The following is a 19,346-nucleotide window of genomic DNA, read 5'->3' as shown; positions in this document are numbered from 1 at the left end:
AGGGCGCATGCCGACCGCTCCGATGCCCGAGTTCCCCACCGGCTTCCGCTGGGGCGTCTCCACCTCCGCGTACCAGATCGAGGGCGCCGCCGGCACCGACGGACGCGGACCGTCCATCTGGGACACCTTCGCCCACACCCCCGGCCGGATCATTGACGGCAGCAGCGGCGACGTGGCCTGCGACCACTACCACAGGTACGCCGAGGACGTCGCCCTGATGGCCGGGCTGGGCGTCACCGCGTACCGCTTCTCGATCTCCTGGCCCCGGGTGCTGCCCAGCGGAACCGGCCAGGTCAACCCCGCCGGGCTGGACTTCTACGAACGGCTCGTCGACGAACTGCTCGCGCACGGCATCGACCCGGTCGCCACCCTCTTCCACTGGGACCTGCCCCAGCCGCTCGAGGACGCCGGAGGCTGGCTGAACCGGGACACCGCGCACCGCTTCGCCGAGTACGCCGACCTGGTCGCCGCCCGCCTCGGCGACCGGGTCCGGCTCTGGATCACCCTCAACGAACCGTTCATCCACCTGAGCCTCGGGCACGCCACAGGCGTCCACGCCCCGGGCCGGATGCTGCTCTTCGACGCCTTCCCGGTCGCCCACCACCAGTTGCTCGGCCACGGTCTCGCGGTCGCCGCGCTCCGCGCCCGCAGCACCAGCCCGGTGGCCATCGCCAACAACTACTCCCCGGTGCGCGTCGTCGGTGGCAGCGAGGCCGACGTCGCCGCGGCGGCGACCTACGAGGCGCTGCACAACCGGCTCTTCACCGACCCGCTGTTCGGTCGCGGGTACCCGACCGAGCTGGGTTTCGACACCACAGCGGTACGCGACGGCGACCTGGACGTGATCGCCGCACCGATCGACGTGCTCGGCGTCAACTACTACAACCCCACAGCGGTACGCGCGCCCGAGGAGGGCTCACCCCTGCCCTTCGAGCTGGTTCCCCTCACCGGCTACCCGCGAACCGCCTTCGACTGGCCGGTGGATCCGGCCGGACTGCGTGAGCTGCTCGGCTGGCTGCACGACCGCTACCGGACGACGCTGCCCCCGATCCAGATCACCGAGAGCGGATGCGCCTACGACGACGCGCCCGACGCCGACGGGTGGGTCCCCGACCCGGACCGGATCGCCTACCTGGACGGCCACCTACGGGCGGTACGCGCCGCGATCGACGACGGGGTGGACGTCACCGGTTACTTCGTCTGGTCGCTGCTGGACAACTGGGAGTGGGCCGAGGGCTTCACCAAGCGGTTCGGCCTGGTGCACGTCGACTTCGAGACCGGGCAGCGCACGCCCAAGTCGTCGTACGCCTGGCTGCGCGAGGTGATCGCGACCACCCGGCGGGAACCACGGCGGTGACCACCGTCGACCCCACCCCGGCCTCGCTGCCGGCCGCGCTCGCCGAACCGACGGTCCCGGTACGCCGAGGGTGGATCGCGCTGCTCTTCGCCGCCAACCTCGGCGTCTGGATGGCCTTCTTCACGCCGATCCAGGTGCTGCTGCCCCAGCAGCTCGGGCAGATCGCACCGGCCGACAAGGAGACGATGCTGGCGGTGGTCACCGGGATCGGCGCCCTCGCGGCGGTGATCGCCAACCCGCTGGCCGGGGCGCTGTCCGACCGGACCTGCCTGCGGATCGGCCGACGGCAGTTCGGCCGGCGGCACGTCTGGACACTCGGCGGCGCGGTGCTCGCCGCGTCGGCCCTGGTGCTGCTCGCCCAGGCCCAGACCGTGCTCGGGGTGGCGGTCGGCTGGGTCGCCGCGCAGGTCTGCCTCAACGCGATGCTGGCCAGCCTGACCGCCGCCGTACCGGACCGGGTTCCGGTCGTGCAGCGTGGCGGCGTCTCCGGTTGGGTCGGCATTCCGCAGGCACTGGGGTTGGTGCTCGGGGTGGTCCTGGTCACCGCCGTGTTCACCGGCACCACCGCCGGTTACCTGGCGATCGCCGGGGCCATCCTGCTGCTGGCGGTGCCGTTCGCCCTGCGGACGGCTGACGACCCGCTGCCCCGCTCGCACCGGCTGACACTCCGTGGCCTGCTCCGCTCGATGTGGGTGTCGCCGCGCCAGCACCCCGACTTCGGCTGGGCCTGGATCACCCGGTTCCTGGTCCAGCTCGGCAACGCCCTGGGCACTCTGTACCTGCTCTACTTCCTCACCGACGAGGTGCAGGTGGCCGACCCCGAGGGTGGCCTGCTGGTGCTGATCCTGCTCTACACCGCAGGTCTGATGGCCACCACTGTGGTCGCCGGTCGGCTGTCCGACAGGTCCGGCAGGCGGAAGGTCTACGTGATCACGTCCGGGATGGTGATCGCGCTGGCGGCGCTAATGCTCGCCGTCGCGCCCACCTGGCCGATGGCGATGGCCGCCGCACTGCTGCTCGGTGCCGGCTACGGGGTGTATCTGTCGGTGGACGCCGCTCTGATCACCCAGGTGCTGCCCAAGGCCACCGACCGGGCCAAGGACCTCGGCGTGATCAACATCGCGAACTCCGCGCCGCAGGTGCTCGGCCCGGCCATCTCCGCGCCGATCGTGGTGTACCTCGGCGGTTACCCGGCGTTGTACGCCACCACCGCGGCGGTGACCGTACTCGGCAGTGTGCTGGTGCTGAAGATCCGCTCCGTGCCGTGAGCCGCACCCCTTGGCCGATTGCGGTCGCGCGCCGCCGTAGGCTGGGGGCCGTGACGGTACGTGTGCGCTTCGCCCCTTCCCCGACCGGTATGTTCCACGTCGGCGGTGCCCGCTCGGCACTCCAGAACTGGATCTACGCCAGGCAGCAGGGCGGTGTGTTCGTGCTGCGTATCGAGGACACCGACGCGGCCCGCAACAAGCCGGAGTGGACCGAGGGCATCCTGTCGGCGCTCGACTGGATCGGCATCGAGCGGGGCAGCTACGAGGGCCCCTACTTCCAGTCCTCGTACGCCGCCGAGCACCGGGCCGCCGCGCAGCGGCTGTACGAGGCCGGCCGGGCGTACTACTGCGACTGCACCCGCGAGGCGGTGCAGGCCCGCACCGGCAACCAGTACACCGGCTACGACGGCTTCTGCCGCGACCGGGAGCTACCGCCCGGCGAGGGCCGCGCGCTGCGCTTCCGCACCCCGGACGAGGGCGTCACGGTGGTGACGGATCTGATCCGGGGCGAGCCGACGTTCGAGAACAAGCTCATCGAGGACTTCGTCATCGCCCGGGGCGACGGCTCGCCGGTCTTCCTGCTGGCCAACGTCGTGGACGACATGACGATGGGCATCACCCACGTGATCCGCGCCGAGGAGCACCTGCCCAACACCCCGAAGCAGCAACTGCTCTGGGACGCGCTCGGGGTCAAGCCGCCGATCTGGGCGCACGTGCCGGTGGTGGTGAACGAGAAGCGGCAGAAGCTCTCCAAGCGCCGCGACAAGGTCGCCCTGGAGGCGTACCGGGACGAGGGATACCTCGCCGAGGCGATGCGCAACTATCTGATGCTGCTCGGTTGGGCACCCTCCGGCGACCGGGAGATCGTGCCCTGGTCGGTGATCGAGGACGAGTTCCGGCTGGATGAGGTCAACCCCTCGCCGGCGTTCTTCGACGAGAAGAAGCTGCGTGCGTTCAACGGCGAGTACATCCGGGCGCTGCCCGTGGCCGAGTTCGTTGAGGCGTGCCAGCCCTGGCTGACCGGCACCGGCACGATCGCGCCGCCGCCCTGGCAGCCGACGGAGTTCGACCCGGCCGTGTTCGCCGCGGTGGCCCCGCTGGCGCAGACCCGGATCGCGGTGCTCAGCGAGATCGTGCCGAACGTCGACTTCCTCTTCGTCGACTCCCCGCTCATCGACGAGGCGGCCTGGAACAAGGCGATGAAGGAGGGGTCGGCGGAGCTGCTCGACGCCGCCGTCGCCGCCTTCGAGGCTGTCGATTCGTGGGACGCGGAGACGCTCAAGGCCACCCTGGAGGCGGTCGGCGCGGAGCGCGGCCTCAAGCTCGGCAAGGCACAGGCACCGGTACGCGTCGCGGTCACCGGCCGTACCGTCGGCCTGCCGCTGTTCGAGTCGCTGGAGGTGCTCGGGCGCGAGCGCGCCCTGACCCGGATGCGCGCCGCCCGGGTCCGCCTGGTCTGACCCGCCGCGCCGCCCTGGCGGCGCTCAGCCGCGACGCGCGGCGCGGCGGCGGATCAGCCGGGCCGCGACCAGGATCGCCAGCAACGGCAGGACGGCAACGACCGCCCACCACAGCCGTTCCCGCCGGACGACTCGTCCGACCGGGGTACCGGGGTGACGGCCTCGGACGTGGTCGGCGGCGGGGTGGTGGTGGCGGGGATCGTCGGGGCGGCGGCTGTGGGTTCCGGGGTCGGGTCGGCGGGGGTGTTCGTGGTCATCGTGAACCGCACCTCGCCGGAGATCGGATGGCCGTCGTCCGACACCAGCCGGTAGCCGATGATGTACAGCCCCGCCGCGCCGGGTGTGAACGGCACACTGACCCGGTTACCGGCGAAACGCGGCTGCCCACCAGCGGCGTCGACATTGTCCGGCCCGGTGATCGTGACGGTCGTCGTCTGCTCGTTGAGCCGGGCCAGAAACCGCAGCTCGACGCGCTCGGGCGCGTCGGCCACCCGGGCACCCGCACGCGGCGTGCTGCCGGTCAGCTGGTTGTGCGCGGCGGCCGGTGCGGCAGGCATCAGCAGCGACGCGCCGAACGCCACGCCGATCACCGCTGTCCAGGAACGCGCCATTCGCGCTATCCTGCCCCCCATCATGGCCTCCGCAAAGGTAAGATCCGCCCGCTGCTTCGCGGCTGGTCGTTTGTCGAGTCGCGATCGCGCATAGTTCCAATTAGTGTTCCATCAGCTGCAACCGATCGGCGTTCCGCGGAGTCTTTTGAGTGGGTACCTGTCCTGTGGACACGGTCACCACCGTCGGCCTTCCAACGTGTGACCCCTGCAGCACAGCCACCCATCGAACGGGGCGAGGAGGCGGCATGGTCCGACGGATGAGGCGAATCGCCACGGTGACGGCAGGTGCGGTAGCGGCGGTGCTGCTGTCGTTCAGCTCCGCCGAGGTGGCCCGGGCGGCGCCGAAGACGCCGCCGGCCGGCGTGGACATCACCGGGCACGGGCTGGCCGAGCCGTTGCGGCTGCGCTCCGACACCCACCCCGCGCATGTCGTCGCCGTCATCGAGCAGGTCAACCACCGGGGTCTGGTCCGTCAGTCCGGCGGTCCAAAGAAGGCCGACCTCGGTCCGAAGTACACGGTCGTGGTGCTGGCCGGTGACGCTCCGAAGCAGACCTACGACCTGTACCCGAAGGCGGTGGGTGGTCCCCGCGTCTTCCGCCCCGCCAAGCAGCCCGACCGCAAGGTCAGCGCCTCCTGGTACCTCGGACGAGTAAGCATGTCCGAGACGCTGCGGACCGCCGGTGTCCCGCTCGAACGGACCTACGAGGCGGTGAGCGGAGGCGTCGGCGGAGGCGAGCGCATCATCCCGGAAGAGGCGCTCAACCCCGCTCAGGACATCAACGAGGCGTTCAACGATCTGCAGCGGCTACTCCTGCTGAACGTCGCGGTGGTACTGGTGATCACCGTCGGGCTCGCCGGGATCGCGCTCCTGATCCGCCGCCGTACCCACTGAACTCCGACCCGCTCGCGGGCCCGCGCCCGGCCAGCGGGTCCAGGATTCCGACTGGGCCGTCCCGGTCTGTTCAGCACCAGCGACCCGGCGGGCGCTGCCGCCGTGGATTGCGATGAGCCGGACGGACCGGGCCGTGCCGGTGTGCCCCGGCCCAGCCGGGCAGGTCACTGCGGCAGGCCCCGGCCGTCGGCTCGACCTGCCCCGGGGTGGACGGCTCGACGGCCCGCTGACGGGGCACCGCGGGCTCGCCACCGCGCGGCCGGACGGACGTGGGATCGTCCTCAGGGCGCTCCGGCACCCGACCCGTGGCCGGCTCGACCGGATGCGCCAGGCCGGGCGGCCGGCGGTGGTGCTTGGCGAGGGCCGGCTGCTCGTGCGGGCCCGGTCGGCACGGCTCCCCCTGGGCACAGCCGTGGTCGGCCTCCCCGTACGCCATCGGCGTCTCCTCACGCTCGCCCTCACCCGCCGGTGCCCACCCGACGTGCCCTGTCACCGTACTGGCCGGATCTGACCGGCCGCGCAGCGCGTACCGGTTCCCGGTCAGCGGTGCGGTGCCGACGCCTGCCGTCAAGGTCCAGGTCAGGGCATGTCAGGCTAGGCGGGTGAGCGAGTCGGGCAGCACGGACCTGTCAGCCACGCTGCGCCGGATCGAGCGGGCGGCCGGTGCGCTGGCCACTGCGAGTGTGGTCCGGATGGACGAGACCCTGCCGTGGTTCCGGGAGTTGCCCGCCGACCAGCGCTCCTGGGTGATGCTCGTGGCCCAGGCCGGCGCCCGCTCCCTGGTCCAGTGGCTGCGCGCCGGCGGCGGGGCCGGCGAGGGCACCCAGGAGGTCTCCGACGAGGTCTTCGCCACCGCGCCGCAGGCGCTGGCCCGCTCGATCACCCTCCAGCAGACCGTCGCGCTGATCAAGGTGACCATCGACGTGGTCGAGGAGCAGGTCGGCGAACTGGCCGCTCCCGGCGAGGAGCCGCAGCTCCGGGAGGCGGTGCTCCGGTACTCCCGGGAGATCGCCTTCGCCGCCGCCCGGGTCTACGCCCGGGCCGCCGAGTCACGCGGCTCCTGGGACGCCCGGCTACAGGCCCTGCTGGTGGACGCGCTGCTGCGCGGCGACTCGCCGGACGTGCTGGCCAGCCGGGCCGCCGCGCTCGGTTGGACGGACGCGCCGCCGGTCGCGGTGGCGGTCGGCCCCTCCCCCGGCGGCGAGGTCGCCGCCGTCCTGCACACCGTCTACCGGCAGGCCCGGCGGATCGGGGTCGAGGTGATCGGCGGCGTGCACGGCGACCGCCTGGTGATCGTGCTGGGTGGGGCGGCGGACCCGGTCGCGGCCACCGGCAAGCTGCTCACCGCCTTCGGTGACGGGCCGGTGGTGGTCGGTCCGGCGGTGCCGAGCCTGGACGAGGCGACCGAGTCGGCCCGGGCGGCGCTGGCCGGATACCGGGCCGCCCCGGCATGGCCGGCGGCGCCGCGCCCGGTGCACGCCGGTGACCTGCTGCCCGAGCGGGCCCTCGCGGGTGACGCCGAGGCCCGCCGTCGGCTGCGCCATGACGTGTACGCGGTGCTGGTCCGCGCCGGCGGCGAGTTGCTGGAGACGTTGGACGCCTTCTTCGCCGCGGGCGGCACGCTGGAGAGCGCCGCGCGGGCGCTGTACGTGCACCCGAACACCGTGCGCTACCGACTGCGTCGCATCTCCGAGGTGACCGGGTTCAGCCCGCTGGCGCCCCGGGACGCGTTCGCCCTGCGGGTCGCACTTACCGTCGGCCGGCTCGATCCGGTGGTGCCGACCCAGACATTGACCCCACCGGTAAGTAAAAGATCACAGCATGGCGATGACCAGCGTCAGTCTTTGTAGGATCCCTCCAACTGTCCTAGTGCGGTTTGGTGCCAGCCGGCACAGCGCAACCCATGGGTATCCAGGAGAGTCATAGACGTGCTCGCCGTACTCTGCCCCGGCCAGGGTTCCCAGAAACCTGGCTTTCTGACCCCCTGGCTCGCCCTGCCCGACGCCGAGGCCCGACTGCGCTCGTGGTCCGAGCTGGCCGGCGTCGACCTGGTGCACCTGGGCACCACAGCCGACGCCGACGAGATCCGGGACACCGCTCGCACCCAGCCGCTGCTGGTCGCCGCGGCGCTGCTCGCCGCCGAGCACCTGCCGATGCCGGAGGTCACGCTGACCGCGGGGCACAGTGTCGGAGAGCTCGGCGCGGCGGCGCTGGCCGGGGCGCTGTCGGCGGAGGCGGCGATCACCCTCGCCGGCGTACGCGGCCGGGAGATGGCCGCCGCCTGCGCGCTGGAGCCGACCGGCATGGCCGCGGTGCTCGGTGGCGACCCGGACGAGGTGACCGCCGCGATAAGCGCCCACGGGCTGCACGCCGCCAACCGCAACGGCAAGGGTCAGGTCGTCGCCGCCGGTGCGCTCGACGGGCTGGACAAGCTGGCCGCCGAGCCTCCGGAGCGGGTCCGGGTCGTCAGGTTGCAGGTGGCCGGCGCCTTCCACACCCCGTACATGGCTCCGGCGGAGGCGGCGCTGGCCACTGTCGCCGCCGGGATCACCCCTAACGACCCGGACCGCATCCTGCTGTCCAACCTCGATGGGACCGCCGTCGACAACGGCGGCGAACTGCTCGAACGCTTGGTCCGCCAGGTCACCGCCCCGGTCCGTTGGGATCTCTGCATGGCCACGCTCGCCGCACTCGGCGTGACCGGCGTGATCGAGCTGCCGCCCGCCGGCACGCTCGCCGGGCTGGTCAAGCGCGAACTCGCAGGTGCCGGCGCGCCGGAGATCGTCACCCTGAAGACCCCGGACGACCTGCCCGCCGCCCGGGATCTCATCGCCCGGCACGGCAGCACGGCGGGTGGCCCGGTCCACGGAACCAGTCCGCACACGTCTCGCGCCAACACCGACGCTGGGGAGGCCTCGTCATGACGGGCAGCCGGATCCTGTCCCTCGGGCACTACCAGCCGTCCCGGGTGGTGACAAACGACGAGATCGCCCAACTGGTGGAGACCAGCGACGAGTGGATCCGCGACCGGGTCGGCATCGCGACCCGCCGGATCGCCGGTGACGAGACGGTCGCCGACATGGCCGCAGCCGCCGCCGACAAGGCGCTGGCGAGTTCCGGCCTGACCGCCGCCGACATCGACCTGGTCGTGGTCGCCACCTGCACCTCGATCGACCGCAGCCCGAACGTGGCCTGCCGGGTCGCCGCCAAGCTGGGGATCAACGCCCCGGGTGCGTTCGACGTCAACACCGCCTGCTCCGGTTTCGCGTACGCGCTCGGCACCGTCGACCACGCGATCCGCGCCGGTGCGTCACGCAATGCGCTGGTGATCGGCGCGGAGAAGCTGTCCGACTTCACCGACTGGACCGACCGCTCCACCTGCATCATCTTCGGCGACGGCGCGGGCGCGGCAGTGGTCACCGCCGCCGCCGAGGACGAGCCGGCCGGCATCGGCCCGGTGGTCTGGGGCTCGGTGCCGGAGCGCGGCGACGCGGTACGCATCGAGGGTTGGCGACCGTACGTCGCCCAGGAGGGCCAGACGGTGTTCCGTTGGGCCACCACGGCGCTGGCACCGCTGGCCCTGCAGGCGTGCGAACGGGCCGGTGTCGACCCGTCGGAGCTGGCCGCGTTCGTTCCGCACCAGGCCAACGCACGGATCATCGACGGCATCGCGAAGCGGCTGAACATCCCACAGGCGATCATCGCCAAGGACATCGTCGAGTCCGGCAACACCTCCGCGGCCAGCATCCCGCTGGCCCTGTCCAAGCTGGTGGAGCGCCGCGAGGTGCCCTCCGGCGCACCGGTGCTGCTGTTCGGCTTCGGCGGCGGTCTGACCTACGCCGGTCAGGTCGTCCGCTGCCCCTGATACCCCCACGGCGCGCGGCGCCGAGGAGCGACGGGTGGCGTCGCCGCCCCGTCGAGAGAACCCGATGAGAGGAACCCACCGCAATGACCCGTGACGAGATCACCGCCGGCCTCGCCGAGATCCTCGAAGAGGTTGCCGGGGTGAACCCGGACGACGTGGCCGAGGGGAAGTCCTTCACCGACGACCTGGACGTCGACTCGCTCTCCATGGTGGAGGTCGTGGTCGCCGCCGAGGAGAAGTTCGGCGTCAAGATCCCTGACAACGAGGTGCAGAACCTCAAGACCGTCGGGGACGCCGTGAGCTACATCGAGGCGCAGTCCTGATATGAGTCGCATCGACGTCGTCGTCACCGGGCTCGGCGCGACCACCCCGCTGGGCGGGGACGTCGCGTCGACCTGGGACGCCATGCTCGCCGGCCGCTCCGGGGTGAGTCCGCTCGCCCAGGAGTGGGCCGCGCAACTGCCGGTCCGGATCGCCGCCCAGCTCGCGGTCGATCCGACCGGCCTGCTGGACCGGGTCAAGCTGCGCCGGTTGGACCGCTCCGAGGCGATCGCCCTGATCGCCGCCCACCAGGCCTGGTCGGACGCGGGCCTGGCCGACTCCGGGCTCGACCCGGAGCGGCTCGGCGTGAGCGTCGGTTCGGGCATCGGCGGGGCGCTGACCCTGCTCGCCCAGGACGACATCCTGGAGACGTCCGGCCCACGGCGGGTCTCCCCGCACACCATCCCGATGCTGATGCCGAACGGTCCGGCCGCGTGGGTCGGCCTGGAACTGGGTGCCCGCGCGGGTGTCCACTCGGTGGCCAGCGCCTGCGCCACCGGCGCGGAGGCGATAGCGCTCGGCCTGGACATGATCCGTGCCGGCCGCGCCGACGTGGTGGTGGCCGGCGGCACCGAGGCGGTCATCCACCCGCTGCCGATCGCCGGCTTCTCCTCGATGCGGGCGATGTCGACCCGCAACGACGAGCCCGAGCGGGCCTCCCGCCCGTGGGACAAGGGTCGCGACGGCTTCGTGCTCGGCGAGGGCGCCGGCGTCATCGTGCTGGAACGCGCCGACCACGCCGCAGCCCGGGGTGCCCGGGTGTACGCGCGGCTCGCCGGCGCGGGCCTCACCTCCGACGGCTTCGACATCGTCCAGCCACACCCGGAGGGTGCCGGCGCGATCCGGGCCATCGCGAAGGCGATCTCCGACGCCGACGTGGCGAAGTCGGACATCGTCCACGTCAACGCGCACGCCACCTCGACCCCGGTGGGTGACCTGGCGGAGATCACCGCGCTGCGGGCCGCGCTCGGCGACCATCCGGTGCTCACCGCCACCAAGTCGATGTCCGGGCACCTGCTCGGCGCGGCCGGTGCGTTGGAGTCGATCGCCACCATCCTGGCGATCCGCGACGGCGTGGTGCCGCCGACGATCAACCTGGACGACCCGGACGACGGTCTCACCCTCGACGTGGCGACCAACAAGGCCCGACACATGGACGTGCCCGCCGCGCTGAACAACTCGTTCGGCTTCGGCGGTCACAACGTGGCCCTCGTCTTCACCCGCCCCTGAGCCAGCCCACGTTGATCATGAGGTTGGCGGCAGTCCAAAGATCAACCATTGCCGCTAACCTCATGATCAACCGCCCCGGGTGGGGTCAGTCCGTGCAGGTGGTGGGGGGTAGGGCGGGGATCTTGACTGGGGAGCGGCCGGTGGGGCGGGCCTTGCCGGCGAGCACGTCGGCGAGCGCGGTCATCGAGGCGCGGCTGGACGAGTAGGTGGCCAGCAGGGTGGGCGACTTCGCCGAGGCCAGCACGTACGGGGTGTCCATGGCGACGGTGACGGCGGCGTCGGATCGCAGGTCCTTCGCGCCGTCGCCGTAGCCGACCAGGTGGACGACGGTGCCACCACTGGGCACCACCTTCACGCCGGCCGAGGTCAGCGCCTCGGTCAACGCCGCCCGGGTGTGCGCCCGCCCGCCCGACGAGGTCACGGTGACCGGGCCACGGACGCCCGTGGTGTCGCACCGGCCGCGCAGCACGGTCACCGCTCCGGCGGCCAGCGCCCTGGCCGCCGCACGGTGCGCCGGCGCGCCGAGCGTGGACAGCTCCGGCGCGGGCGCGTCGCCCAGGGTGAACTTCATGGTCAGCACGCGGGTGGCCGCCTCGACCAGCCGGCCACGGGGCAGTGTGCCGTCGCGCAACGCGGTGAGCAGCCCCTCGTACGCCTTCCCGACGTGCGGAGGCATCAGGATCAGGTCGTTGCCGGCCTTCAACGCCCGTACCGCGGCCTCACCGGGCTCGTAGCGACGGGCCGGCGGCATGTTCATCCCGTCGGTGATCACCACACCCTGGAAGCCCAGTTCCCCGCGCAGCACCTCGGTGAGCAGCTTGTACGAGAAGGTGGCGGCCACGCCCGGGTCGATCGAGCGGACGTCGAGGTGGGCCGACATCACCGCCAGCGCGCCGGCCTCGATGCCTGCGGTGAACGGCGGCCACGCCTCGGCCGCCAGCTTGCCGCGGGACTGGCCGAGCCGGGGCAGGTCCTTGTGCGAGTCGACCGCGCTGTGACCGTGCCCCGGGAAGTGCTTGAGAGTGGCCGCCACCCCGGCGGTCTGCAACCCGCGTACCGCGCCACCGACCTGGTCGGCCGCCCGCCCGGGATCCGAGCCGAACGAGCGGGACCCGATCACCGTGCTGCGGGTCACCAGCACGTCGGCCACCGGCGCGAAGTCGACGTTGATGCCCATGGCGGCAAGTTCGGTCCCGGCGACCCGCCAGGCGGCCTCGGTCAGCTCCGGGTCACCGGCGGCCCCGGCGCCGAGCGCGCTGGGCAGCATGGTGACCCCCTCGGTGATCCGGGTGACCACCCCGTACTCCTGGTCGGTGCCGATCAGGAAGGGCGCCGCGCCCGCCGGGAGCCGCCCGGCGGCCTCGCGCAGCCCGGTGGTCAGCTCACGGACCTGCTTCGGGTTGTCGACGTTCGTGGTCTCCTGGTTGGTCTGGGTGGGGTCGTCCGCGCTGAAACCCACCAGGATCAGCCCGCCGAGCCGGTACTTCTCGATCATCTCGGCCGGCGTGTCCACCCCGCCCAGTGCCCGGTTGCCGGCGGCCGAGCCGGCCGACACCTTCGTCGCCTGGTCGCCGTAGGCGTACGGCATCAGCACCTGGCCGACCAGGTCCTCGTCAGAGAGTTCGGCGACGAGGGCGGCCGCCTTGGTGGCCGGGTCCTCGGGCGGGGCGCTCGACGGCGGCGCAGACTCCGTCGCCGGAGTCGAGGCGGGGCCCGCTGCGGGGCGTTGACCAGCCCCGGAGCAGCCGGCGACGAGCAGCGCGGTCACCAGGACGAACACGGCGGTGACGCGCCGAGGGGTAGTCGACACGCGGACCATCCCACCAGTTCACCGCGTACCGGGCAACTCGACCTCTCCTCGGCTGGACCGACCCGACCGGCCTACCCGACCTGGGTGAGCAGGGTCACCGGCGCGCCGTCCCCGGCGTGGCGGTACGGCTCCAGTTCGGCGTCCCAGGCGGTGCCGAGCGCCTTGTCGAGGGCGTGCGCGAGGGCCTCCGGCGCCCGCGCACCGGCCATGATGCTGCGCAACCGGTCCTCGCCGAGCTGGATGTCTCCGGCAGCGCCCACTGTCGCCCGGAACAGGCCCCGGCCCGGCACGTGCATGAAGCGCTCGCCGTCGAGGCCCGGGCTGGGGTCCTCGGTCACCTCGAAACGGATCATGGGCCACTGCCGGAGGGCAGCGGCCAGCTCGGCGCCCGTCCCCGGGCTACCGGACCACCCGCACTCGGCCCGGCGGGCGCCGGGATCGACGGGCTGGGCCGTCCACTGCAGGTTGACCGGCGCGGCGAGGACGCGCGCGATCGCCCACTCGACGTGCGAGCACACGGCGAGCGGGGTCGAGTGGACGTATACGACGCCACGCGTTGGCACGGTGACCTCCCGGAGTGCGAGGTGCGTCTTCCCCTACGACCTCGCCCGACCCGGGCTTGTGGAACACATGATGACTCCTGTGACGGATGGTACGCCAGGGAATCGGCAAATCCGCCGCCCGGAATACCCGGACAGGTGACCGCGGTTCCACCTCGTGACGCCGCGATGACCAGCCGGCATCGTGGGTCGTGTACAGTTCCATCGGCGGCCTGTGCCGCGTAAGCCTCCGCGGGTCTCGCCTTCCACGGCGCCCGCAACAGCCCCCGGACGTTCCGTCCTCCGTACGTCTTGCAAGGAGTACCTCCGTGGCGAGCAACACCTCTAAGACCGCGCGCGCGTCAGTCCGGGCCGGCCAGGCTGGCCAGGGTGGCGCCCTCAGCGTGCTGGGCGAGTTCAAGTACGTCATCCCGCTCAACGGCGGCAAGCACGCCTACGTGCGGAACCTGACCAACGGCAAGACGGCGCACCTGCGCACCGACTCCGAGGCTTTCATCGAGGAGATCCGGGTGCTGGCCGCCGCCGGCCACGCCGCCAAGATCCGGGCCGAGCTCAACGGTCTCAACGCCGCCCACCCGGGTGACGGCTGGGACGCCACCGAGAAGCGCCTGGTCGAGGCCGGCGTCTTCGAGGCCTGATCGACCGAGGGCAGCGCGCCCTCTCCGCAGCACCTGTGAACGCCCGTCGGGTCACCCCCGGCGGGCGTTCACCGTCTCGGCCCGGCCCGATTCACCTGCCCGGCGGGTCGAGCAGCGCGACCTCGCCGGTGGCCAGGTCGTAGAGCGCTCCGGCGACGGCCACCCGGCCGGCGGTGATCGGCGGCATCAGCCGTGGGTCGGCGCGCAGCGTGGCCACGGTACGCACCACGTGCCGGCGGACGGCCGCCGGCAGCACGTGCCGGTCGTCCACCCCCACCTCGGCGACGGCCGGCGCGATCCGGTCGACCAGATGGGCCAGCTGGCCCTGCGGACGCCGGCCGGTACGCAGGGCGTCGACTGTCGCCTGCACCGCACCACACCGCTCGTGCCCCAGCACCATCACCAGCGGTACGCCGAGTACCTCCACCACGTACTCGATCGAGCCCAGTACGGCCCGGTCCAGCACGTGCGCCCCGGTACGGATCACACAGATCGCGCCGAAAGTCTGGTCGAAGATCGCCTCCAGCGGCACCCGCGAGTCGATGCAGCCCAGGACCACGGCGTACGGCTGCTGGTCGCCGGAGGCGGTCGCGGCCGCCGCTGTCACGTCGTGCCCGTGCACCGGCTGCCCGCTGACGAAGCGCCGGTTGCCGGCGAGCAGTTCGGCCAGGGCCGCACGCGGCGTACCCCCGCGGGCCTGGCCGGCGAGCGCGGAGCCGGCGGGTAATCCGCCCGTGTCTGCCATCTCCTCAGCCTGGCCGGGACGGCGCCAAGGCGGAGCCGATCGACGAGATCTTCTCAACACCCCGGTTGGCGTGTTGTCATGACGGGTAGCCGGTGTTACCACCGGGTATCCCCGGTGTTACGCATCCGTGCGCCCTGGGGAGGTGGCGATGCCGGAGCCGACCGAGGTACGGCTGGGCGACGACGTACGCCTGCACGTGGAGACGGCAGGCCCGTCCGACGCCGAGGTGACAGCCGTGCTGCTGCACGGCTGGACCCTGGACGGGCGCAGTTGGCACCGGCAGCTGACAGCCATCCGGGAGCTGTTCGGTTCGGTCCGGGTGGTCACCTATGACGCCCGTGGGCACGGCCGGTCCAGCTGCATGGCCCTGCCCACGGCCACCCTGGCCCAACTGGGCGACGACCTGGTGGAGGTGCTGGACGCGGTGGCTCCCACCGGGCCGGTGGTGCTCGTCGGCCACTCGATGGGCGGCATGACGATCATGGAGTACGCGCACCGCCACCCGGACCACTTCGCACGGCGCGCCGCCGGCCTGGTCTTCGTCTCCACCACCGCCGAGGGGCACACTCACACCGTCTACGGACTTTCGCCCCGGATCGCCCGGATCATCCGGTTGGCCGAGACCACCGGGGCCGGGGTCCTCGCCCGCTGCGGCGCCTGGCGACCGCCCCGCGCCCTGCTGCGCGCGCTACGCCCGAGCATCCGTTGGATGCTCTTCGGGGACCGCTGCGACCCCACCGACATCCGGCTGGTCACCTCGGCGGTGGCCCGCGCCTCACTGCGCTCGATCGGCGGGTTCCGGGCCTCCATCGGCACCCAGCACCGGCTGACCACGCTCGCCGCGCTGGCCCACCTGCCGGCGGCGGCACTCGTCGGCGACCGGGACCGGCTCACCCCGCCACCGTGCGCGGAGTCCATCGCCGCCGCGCTACCGGCCACCGAGCTGACCGTCTGCCCCGGCGCCGGTCACATGCTGATGATGGAACGCCCCGAGGAGGTCAACGGCGCCCTGGCCAACGTGTTGCGCCGGGTCCTGGACGCCCTCCCGGCCCGGCGGTCCGTCACCGGCTGACCGCCGTCCGCCGCCCTTTCCCGGGGTCCGTCGCAGGTCGGCGAAGATCCGGGGGACGCGCACCGGAACGCGGGGCGTAATCTCGTGCGGTTGGCCGGGCGGCGTCACGAGGAGAGCGAGCGGTGGATCAGAGCACCCTGGATCAGGAGATCGCCGCCGAGCAACGGCATCTCGACCGGGTGTACGCGCGACTGGCCGAGCTGCGCCGATCGGCAGTGCACGCGGAGCGGGAAGGCTACCGGCTCGCCCGGGTCGGCAACTTCGGTGCGCTCGTCGAACGCGACGCGATGGTCTTCCACGCCGCGCAGCGACGCCATGTGCTCGACGCCGAGTACGAGGGGCTGGTCTTCGGCCGGCTCGATCTGCGCGACGGGCAGACCCTGTACGTCGGGCGACTCGGCATCCGCGACGAGGACGCCACCACGCTTGTGGTGGACTGGCGGGCCCCGGCCGCCGCCGCGTTCTACCAGGCCACCCCGGCGGAGCCGCTCGGCGTCGTCAGGCGTCGCACCATCCAGTCCAGCGGTGAGCGGGTCACCCGGATCGAGGACGACCTGCTGGACCCGGACGCCGCCCCACCGGACATGCCTGTGGTCGGCGACGGCGCGCTGCTGGCCACGCTGTCCCGAACCACAGGTCGCGGCATGCGGGACATCGTGGCCACCATCCAGCGCGAGCAGGACGAGGCGATCCGCTCCCCCGGCTCGGGGGTGACCCTCGTCTCCGGCGGCCCCGGCACCGGCAAGACGGCTGTGGCGCTGCATCGCGCGGCGTACCTGCTCTACGCCGACCGCAGCCGGTACGCCGGCGGGGGCATCCTGGTGATCGGTCCCTCCTCGGTGTTCGTCGAGTACATCGCCTCGGTGCTGCCGTCGCTGGGTGAGGACACCGCCACCCTGCACTCGCTGGGCAGCCTCTTCCCCGGGGTGGTGGCCACCCGCACCGACCCGCCCGAGGTGGCGGCGATCAAGGGTTCGCTGCGGATGCGCCGGGTGCTGGAGCGGGCGGCCCGGGACGCGGTGCCCGACTCCCCCACCGAGCTGCGCCTGCTGTACCGGGGCACGCTGCTGCGGCTGGAGCGGGCCGAACTGGACGCCATCCGGGACCGCGCGTTGCCGCGTGGCGCCCGTCGCAACGAGGTGCGTCGGGCCGGCTTCGACGGCGTGCTCGCCGCCCTCTGGTCGCAGGCCCGCCGGCTCGGCATCACCGGGCTGCCCGAGCAGCGCGCCTTCGAGGACGAGCTGATCGACCGGACGGACTTCCGCGACTTCCTCAAGGCGTGGTGGCCACGGCTGCATCCGCGGCACGTGCTCGCCTGGTTGGCCGAGCCGCGGCGGTTGCGCCGGTACGGCGGGGGCCTGCTCTCCGGCACCGAGATCCGGCTGCTCGGCGCGGCGTACCAGGGGTCGGCGAGTCTGTCCGTCGCCGACGTCGCGCTGCTTGACGAGTTGGACGCGCTGCTCGGCAAGCCGATGCGCCCCGCCCGCCAGAAGCGGGACCCGTTCCAACTGGCCGGTGGGGTACGTGAGCTGAGCACCTTCGCCGATCGGCAGCGGGCCGCCCGGCAGGCGGCCCGGGAACGTCCCGAGGACTACCGCGACTACGCCCACCTGGTGGTCGACGAGTCCCAGGACGTCTCACCGATGCAGTGGCGGATGGTCGGCCGACGCGGGCGGCTGGCCTCCTGGACGGTGGTGGGTGACCCGGCACAGACCGCGTGGACGGGGGATCCGCAGGAGTTGGCGCGGGCCCGCGACCAGGCGCTCGGTCGCCGTCGGCGGCACCGGTTCACCCTCACCACGAACTACCGCAACTCGGCGGAGATCTTCGCGGTGGCGGCGGCCGAGATCCGGCGGGCGTACCCCGATCTCGCGTTGCCCACCGCGGTCCGCTCCACAGGCATCGATCCGGTCCAGCTCGTGGTGCCGGCTCCGGAACTGGAGGCCACAGTCGTCACGGCCGCCAGCGCGCTGCTCGGTGAGGTGGAGGGCACCGTCGGAGTGATCACCCCGGTGCCCCGCCGGGACCAGGTCGCGGCCTGGCTGGGGGCGATCGGCGGGGAGCGGTTGCAGGTGGTGACCAGCCTGGAGGCCAAGGGCATGGAGTACGACGGGGTGGTGCTCGTCGCCCCAGGTGAGATCCGGGCGGAGCCGGGCTCCGGCGTGCGCACCCTCTACGTCGCGCTGTCCCGGGCCACCCAGCGGCTGACCACCATCGACCCGACCGGTTGAGACCGCGAGCCCGGCTATTGCACTCATAGCAATGTTGGCATAGATCCGTCCCCGGCTCGGCGGACGACGGAAGGTGTCTGGGTGGGCGCCGGTCATGACCACCACCACGCTGCGGTGTCGACCGCCGCGCGCCGCCACTCCGGCCGGCTGTGGGCAGCGTTCGTCCTGCTCAGCACGCTGATGGTGATCGAGGCAGTTACCGCGTTGCGGACCGGTTCGCTGGCCCTGCTCTCCGACGCCGGGCACATGTTCACCGACGTACTGGGCATCGGGATGGCTCTCGCGGCGGTCGCCGCCACCCGCCGGACCGACACCGACCCGCAACGCACCTTCGGGCTCTACCGGCTGGAGGTGCTGGCCGCCCTGGCCAACGCGGTACTGCTCTCCGGCGTGGCGGTGTACGTGCTTGTCGAGGCGGTACGCCGGTTCGGTGACCCGCCCGAAGTGCTCGCCCGCCCGGTGCTGGTGGTAGCGGCGCTCGGGCTGCTCGCCAACGTCGCCGCGTTCGCCCTGCTGCGACCGGGGGCGCGGGAGAGCATCAACCTGCGCGGAGCGTACCTGGAGGTGCTGGCCGATCTGCTCGGCTCACTGGGCGTGATAGCGGCCGCCCTGCTGATCACGGTGACCGACTGGTGGTGGGCCGATCCGCTGGTGGCGGTCGTGATCGCCACCTTCATCCTGCCCCGGACCTGGCGCCTGGGCCGGGCGGCGGTACGCATCCTGGTCCAGGCCGCGCCGGAACACCTCCAGGTCACGGCGGTGCACGACCGGCTGGCCGCGGTGCCCGGGGTGGCCGGCGTGCACGACCTGCACGTCTGGACACTGACCTCCGGCATGGAGGTCGCCTCGGCGCACCTGACCGCGACCCCCGGCGCGGACGTCGGCGCCGTGCTGGCGGCGGCCCGCTCGGCGCTGCACGAGGACTTTCAGATCGAGCACGCGACCCTCCAGATCGAGCCGCGAACCGACCCGGGGGACTGTGGGGCCACGCAGTGGTGACCGAGCAATCGGCCGAAAAGGGTTTTTGTCCGCTTTTGGTCTGGTCTACTAGTCAACAACTGAACACCAGGAGTAACAGCAGCTGCACCGGTCACATGGGCACCGGTAGGCTCGGACCCGGCCTCCGCCAGGCGGCACCCACCGGTGCCGGCGGCGGCCGCCGCCTAATCGCCCGTCAGGGCGAACCGGGGAACCATGTTCCTGGGGTGTATCCGCGTCAGCGGTAGGGATCTTCCGTCCCGAACCCGTCAGCTAACCCGGTCGGCGGCTGACGGAAGGACATGTG

Annotated in this window: 18 protein-coding genes and 1 riboswitch; of the genes, 13 read left to right on the top strand and 5 right to left on the bottom strand. The window is 72.4% G+C overall.

What is annotated here, in order from left to right:
* The first annotated feature begins 7 nt into the window (after positions 1–7).
* Genes Van01_RS12410 through gltX form a run of 3 tightly spaced genes read left to right on the top strand, consistent with a single transcriptional unit; the run spans position 8 to position 4,085 of the window.
* Positions 8–1,357 (top strand): GH1 family beta-glucosidase, encoded by a 1,350-nt coding sequence (locus Van01_RS12410; RefSeq protein ID WP_239099020.1) that lies wholly within the window; start codon positions 8–10, stop codon positions 1,355–1,357.
* Positions 1,354–2,625, top strand: coding sequence for an MFS transporter (locus Van01_RS12405; protein WP_204006038.1), 1,272 nt, complete (start codon positions 1,354–1,356; stop codon positions 2,623–2,625). Before Van01_RS12410 ends, Van01_RS12405 begins: the two co-directional genes overlap by 4 nt.
* Before the next feature lie 50 nt (positions 2,626–2,675).
* The gene (gene gltX, locus Van01_RS12400) at positions 2,676–4,085 is read left to right on the top strand and encodes a glutamate--tRNA ligase (RefSeq protein ID WP_275410311.1); all 1,410 of its coding nucleotides are present in this window, start codon (positions 2,676–2,678) and stop codon (positions 4,083–4,085) included.
* A gap of 53 nt (positions 4,086–4,138) precedes the next feature.
* On the opposite strand, the gene Van01_RS12395 is transcribed toward gltX, so the two are convergent.
* Positions 4,139–4,696 carry a copper resistance CopC family protein gene (locus tag Van01_RS12395; protein WP_239099019.1) on the bottom strand — a complete coding sequence of 186 codons (558 nt, stop codon included), beginning with the start codon at positions 4,694–4,696 and terminating at the stop codon, positions 4,139–4,141.
* Between the two features lie 245 nt (positions 4,697–4,941).
* Between Van01_RS12395 and Van01_RS12390 the strand changes: the two genes are divergently transcribed.
* Positions 4,942–5,589: a hypothetical protein gene (locus Van01_RS12390; protein ID WP_204006036.1), complete on the top strand. Its 648-nt coding sequence runs from the start codon at positions 4,942–4,944 to the stop codon at positions 5,587–5,589.
* Positions 5,590–5,659: 70 nt separating this feature from the next.
* Here the strand turns inward: Van01_RS12390 and Van01_RS12385 are convergent, their stop codons facing one another.
* Positions 5,660–6,025: a hypothetical protein gene (locus Van01_RS12385; protein ID WP_204006034.1), complete on the bottom strand. Its 366-nt coding sequence runs from the start codon at positions 6,023–6,025 to the stop codon at positions 5,660–5,662.
* A 115-nt stretch (positions 6,026–6,140) separates the two neighbouring features.
* Here Van01_RS12385 and Van01_RS12380 point away from each other — a divergent pair, with 115 nt between their 5' ends.
* The 5 genes from Van01_RS12380 to fabF all read left to right on the top strand — a co-directional run bounded on the left by Van01_RS12380 (position 6,141) and on the right by fabF (position 11,005).
* Complete coding sequence (locus tag Van01_RS12380; RefSeq protein ID WP_275410310.1) at positions 6,141–7,439, top strand: PucR family transcriptional regulator; 1,299 nt, start codon at positions 6,141–6,143, stop codon at positions 7,437–7,439.
* Between the two features lie 78 nt (positions 7,440–7,517).
* Positions 7,518–8,513, top strand: coding sequence for an ACP S-malonyltransferase (locus tag Van01_RS12375; protein ID WP_204006031.1), 996 nt, complete (start codon positions 7,518–7,520; stop codon positions 8,511–8,513).
* The gene (locus Van01_RS12370; protein WP_204006029.1) at positions 8,510–9,454 is read left to right on the top strand and encodes a beta-ketoacyl-ACP synthase III; all 945 of its coding nucleotides are present in this window, start codon (positions 8,510–8,512) and stop codon (positions 9,452–9,454) included. Before Van01_RS12375 ends, Van01_RS12370 begins: the two co-directional genes overlap by 4 nt.
* An 83-nt stretch (positions 9,455–9,537) precedes the next feature.
* The gene (locus tag Van01_RS12365; protein WP_007072348.1) at positions 9,538–9,777 is read left to right on the top strand and encodes an acyl carrier protein; all 240 of its coding nucleotides are present in this window, start codon (positions 9,538–9,540) and stop codon (positions 9,775–9,777) included.
* Between the two features lies 1 nt (position 9,778).
* A complete protein-coding gene (gene fabF, locus Van01_RS12360) occupies positions 9,779–11,005 on the top strand; it encodes a beta-ketoacyl-ACP synthase II (protein ID WP_204006027.1) in 1,227 nt (408 codons plus the stop codon).
* An 85-nt stretch (positions 11,006–11,090) separates the two neighbouring features.
* On the opposite strand, the gene Van01_RS12355 is transcribed toward fabF, so the two are convergent.
* Complete coding sequence (locus Van01_RS12355) at positions 11,091–12,824, bottom strand: glycoside hydrolase family 3 protein (protein ID WP_204006018.1); 1,734 nt, start codon at positions 12,822–12,824, stop codon at positions 11,091–11,093.
* A 62-nt stretch (positions 12,825–12,886) separates the two neighbouring features.
* A complete protein-coding gene (locus Van01_RS12350; protein ID WP_204006016.1) occupies positions 12,887–13,378 on the bottom strand; it encodes a DUF3145 domain-containing protein in 492 nt (163 codons plus the stop codon).
* Between the two features lie 305 nt (positions 13,379–13,683).
* On the opposite strand from Van01_RS12350, the gene Van01_RS12345 reads away from it, so the two are divergent.
* Positions 13,684–14,013, top strand: a complete 330-nt coding sequence (locus Van01_RS12345) for a hypothetical protein (protein WP_204006014.1) — start codon at positions 13,684–13,686, stop codon at positions 14,011–14,013.
* A 91-nt stretch (positions 14,014–14,104) separates the two neighbouring features.
* Here the strand turns inward: Van01_RS12345 and Van01_RS12340 are convergent, their stop codons facing one another.
* Entirely contained in the window at positions 14,105–14,758 is a 654-nt protein-coding gene (locus Van01_RS12340) for a carbonic anhydrase (RefSeq protein ID WP_204006012.1), read from the bottom strand.
* A 148-nt stretch (positions 14,759–14,906) separates the two neighbouring features.
* Here Van01_RS12340 and Van01_RS12335 point away from each other — a divergent pair, with 148 nt between their 5' ends.
* From Van01_RS12335 to Van01_RS12325, 3 genes are all read left to right on the top strand, one after another.
* The gene (locus Van01_RS12335) at positions 14,907–15,830 is read left to right on the top strand and encodes an alpha/beta fold hydrolase (RefSeq protein WP_204006010.1); all 924 of its coding nucleotides are present in this window, start codon (positions 14,907–14,909) and stop codon (positions 15,828–15,830) included.
* Positions 15,831–15,952: 122 nt separating this feature from the next.
* Positions 15,953–18,061, top strand: a complete 2,109-nt coding sequence (locus Van01_RS12330; protein ID WP_204006008.1) for a HelD family protein — start codon at positions 15,953–15,955, stop codon at positions 18,059–18,061.
* Between the two features lie 81 nt (positions 18,062–18,142).
* The gene (locus Van01_RS12325; RefSeq protein ID WP_204006006.1) at positions 18,143–19,060 is read left to right on the top strand and encodes a cation diffusion facilitator family transporter; all 918 of its coding nucleotides are present in this window, start codon (positions 18,143–18,145) and stop codon (positions 19,058–19,060) included.
* 151 nt (positions 19,061–19,211) lie between these two features.
* A riboswitch (cyclic di-AMP (ydaO/yuaA leader) is annotated at positions 19,212–19,343 on the top strand.
* The last annotated feature ends 3 nt before the right edge of the window (positions 19,344–19,346 follow it).

It is taken from the genome of Micromonospora andamanensis, assembly GCF_016863495.1.
Classification (GTDB): Bacteria; Actinomycetota; Actinomycetes; order Mycobacteriales; family Micromonosporaceae; genus Micromonospora; species Micromonospora andamanensis.
Note: the sequence above shows the minus strand (reverse complement) of the source record. Positions and strands in the feature narration are given on the sequence as shown.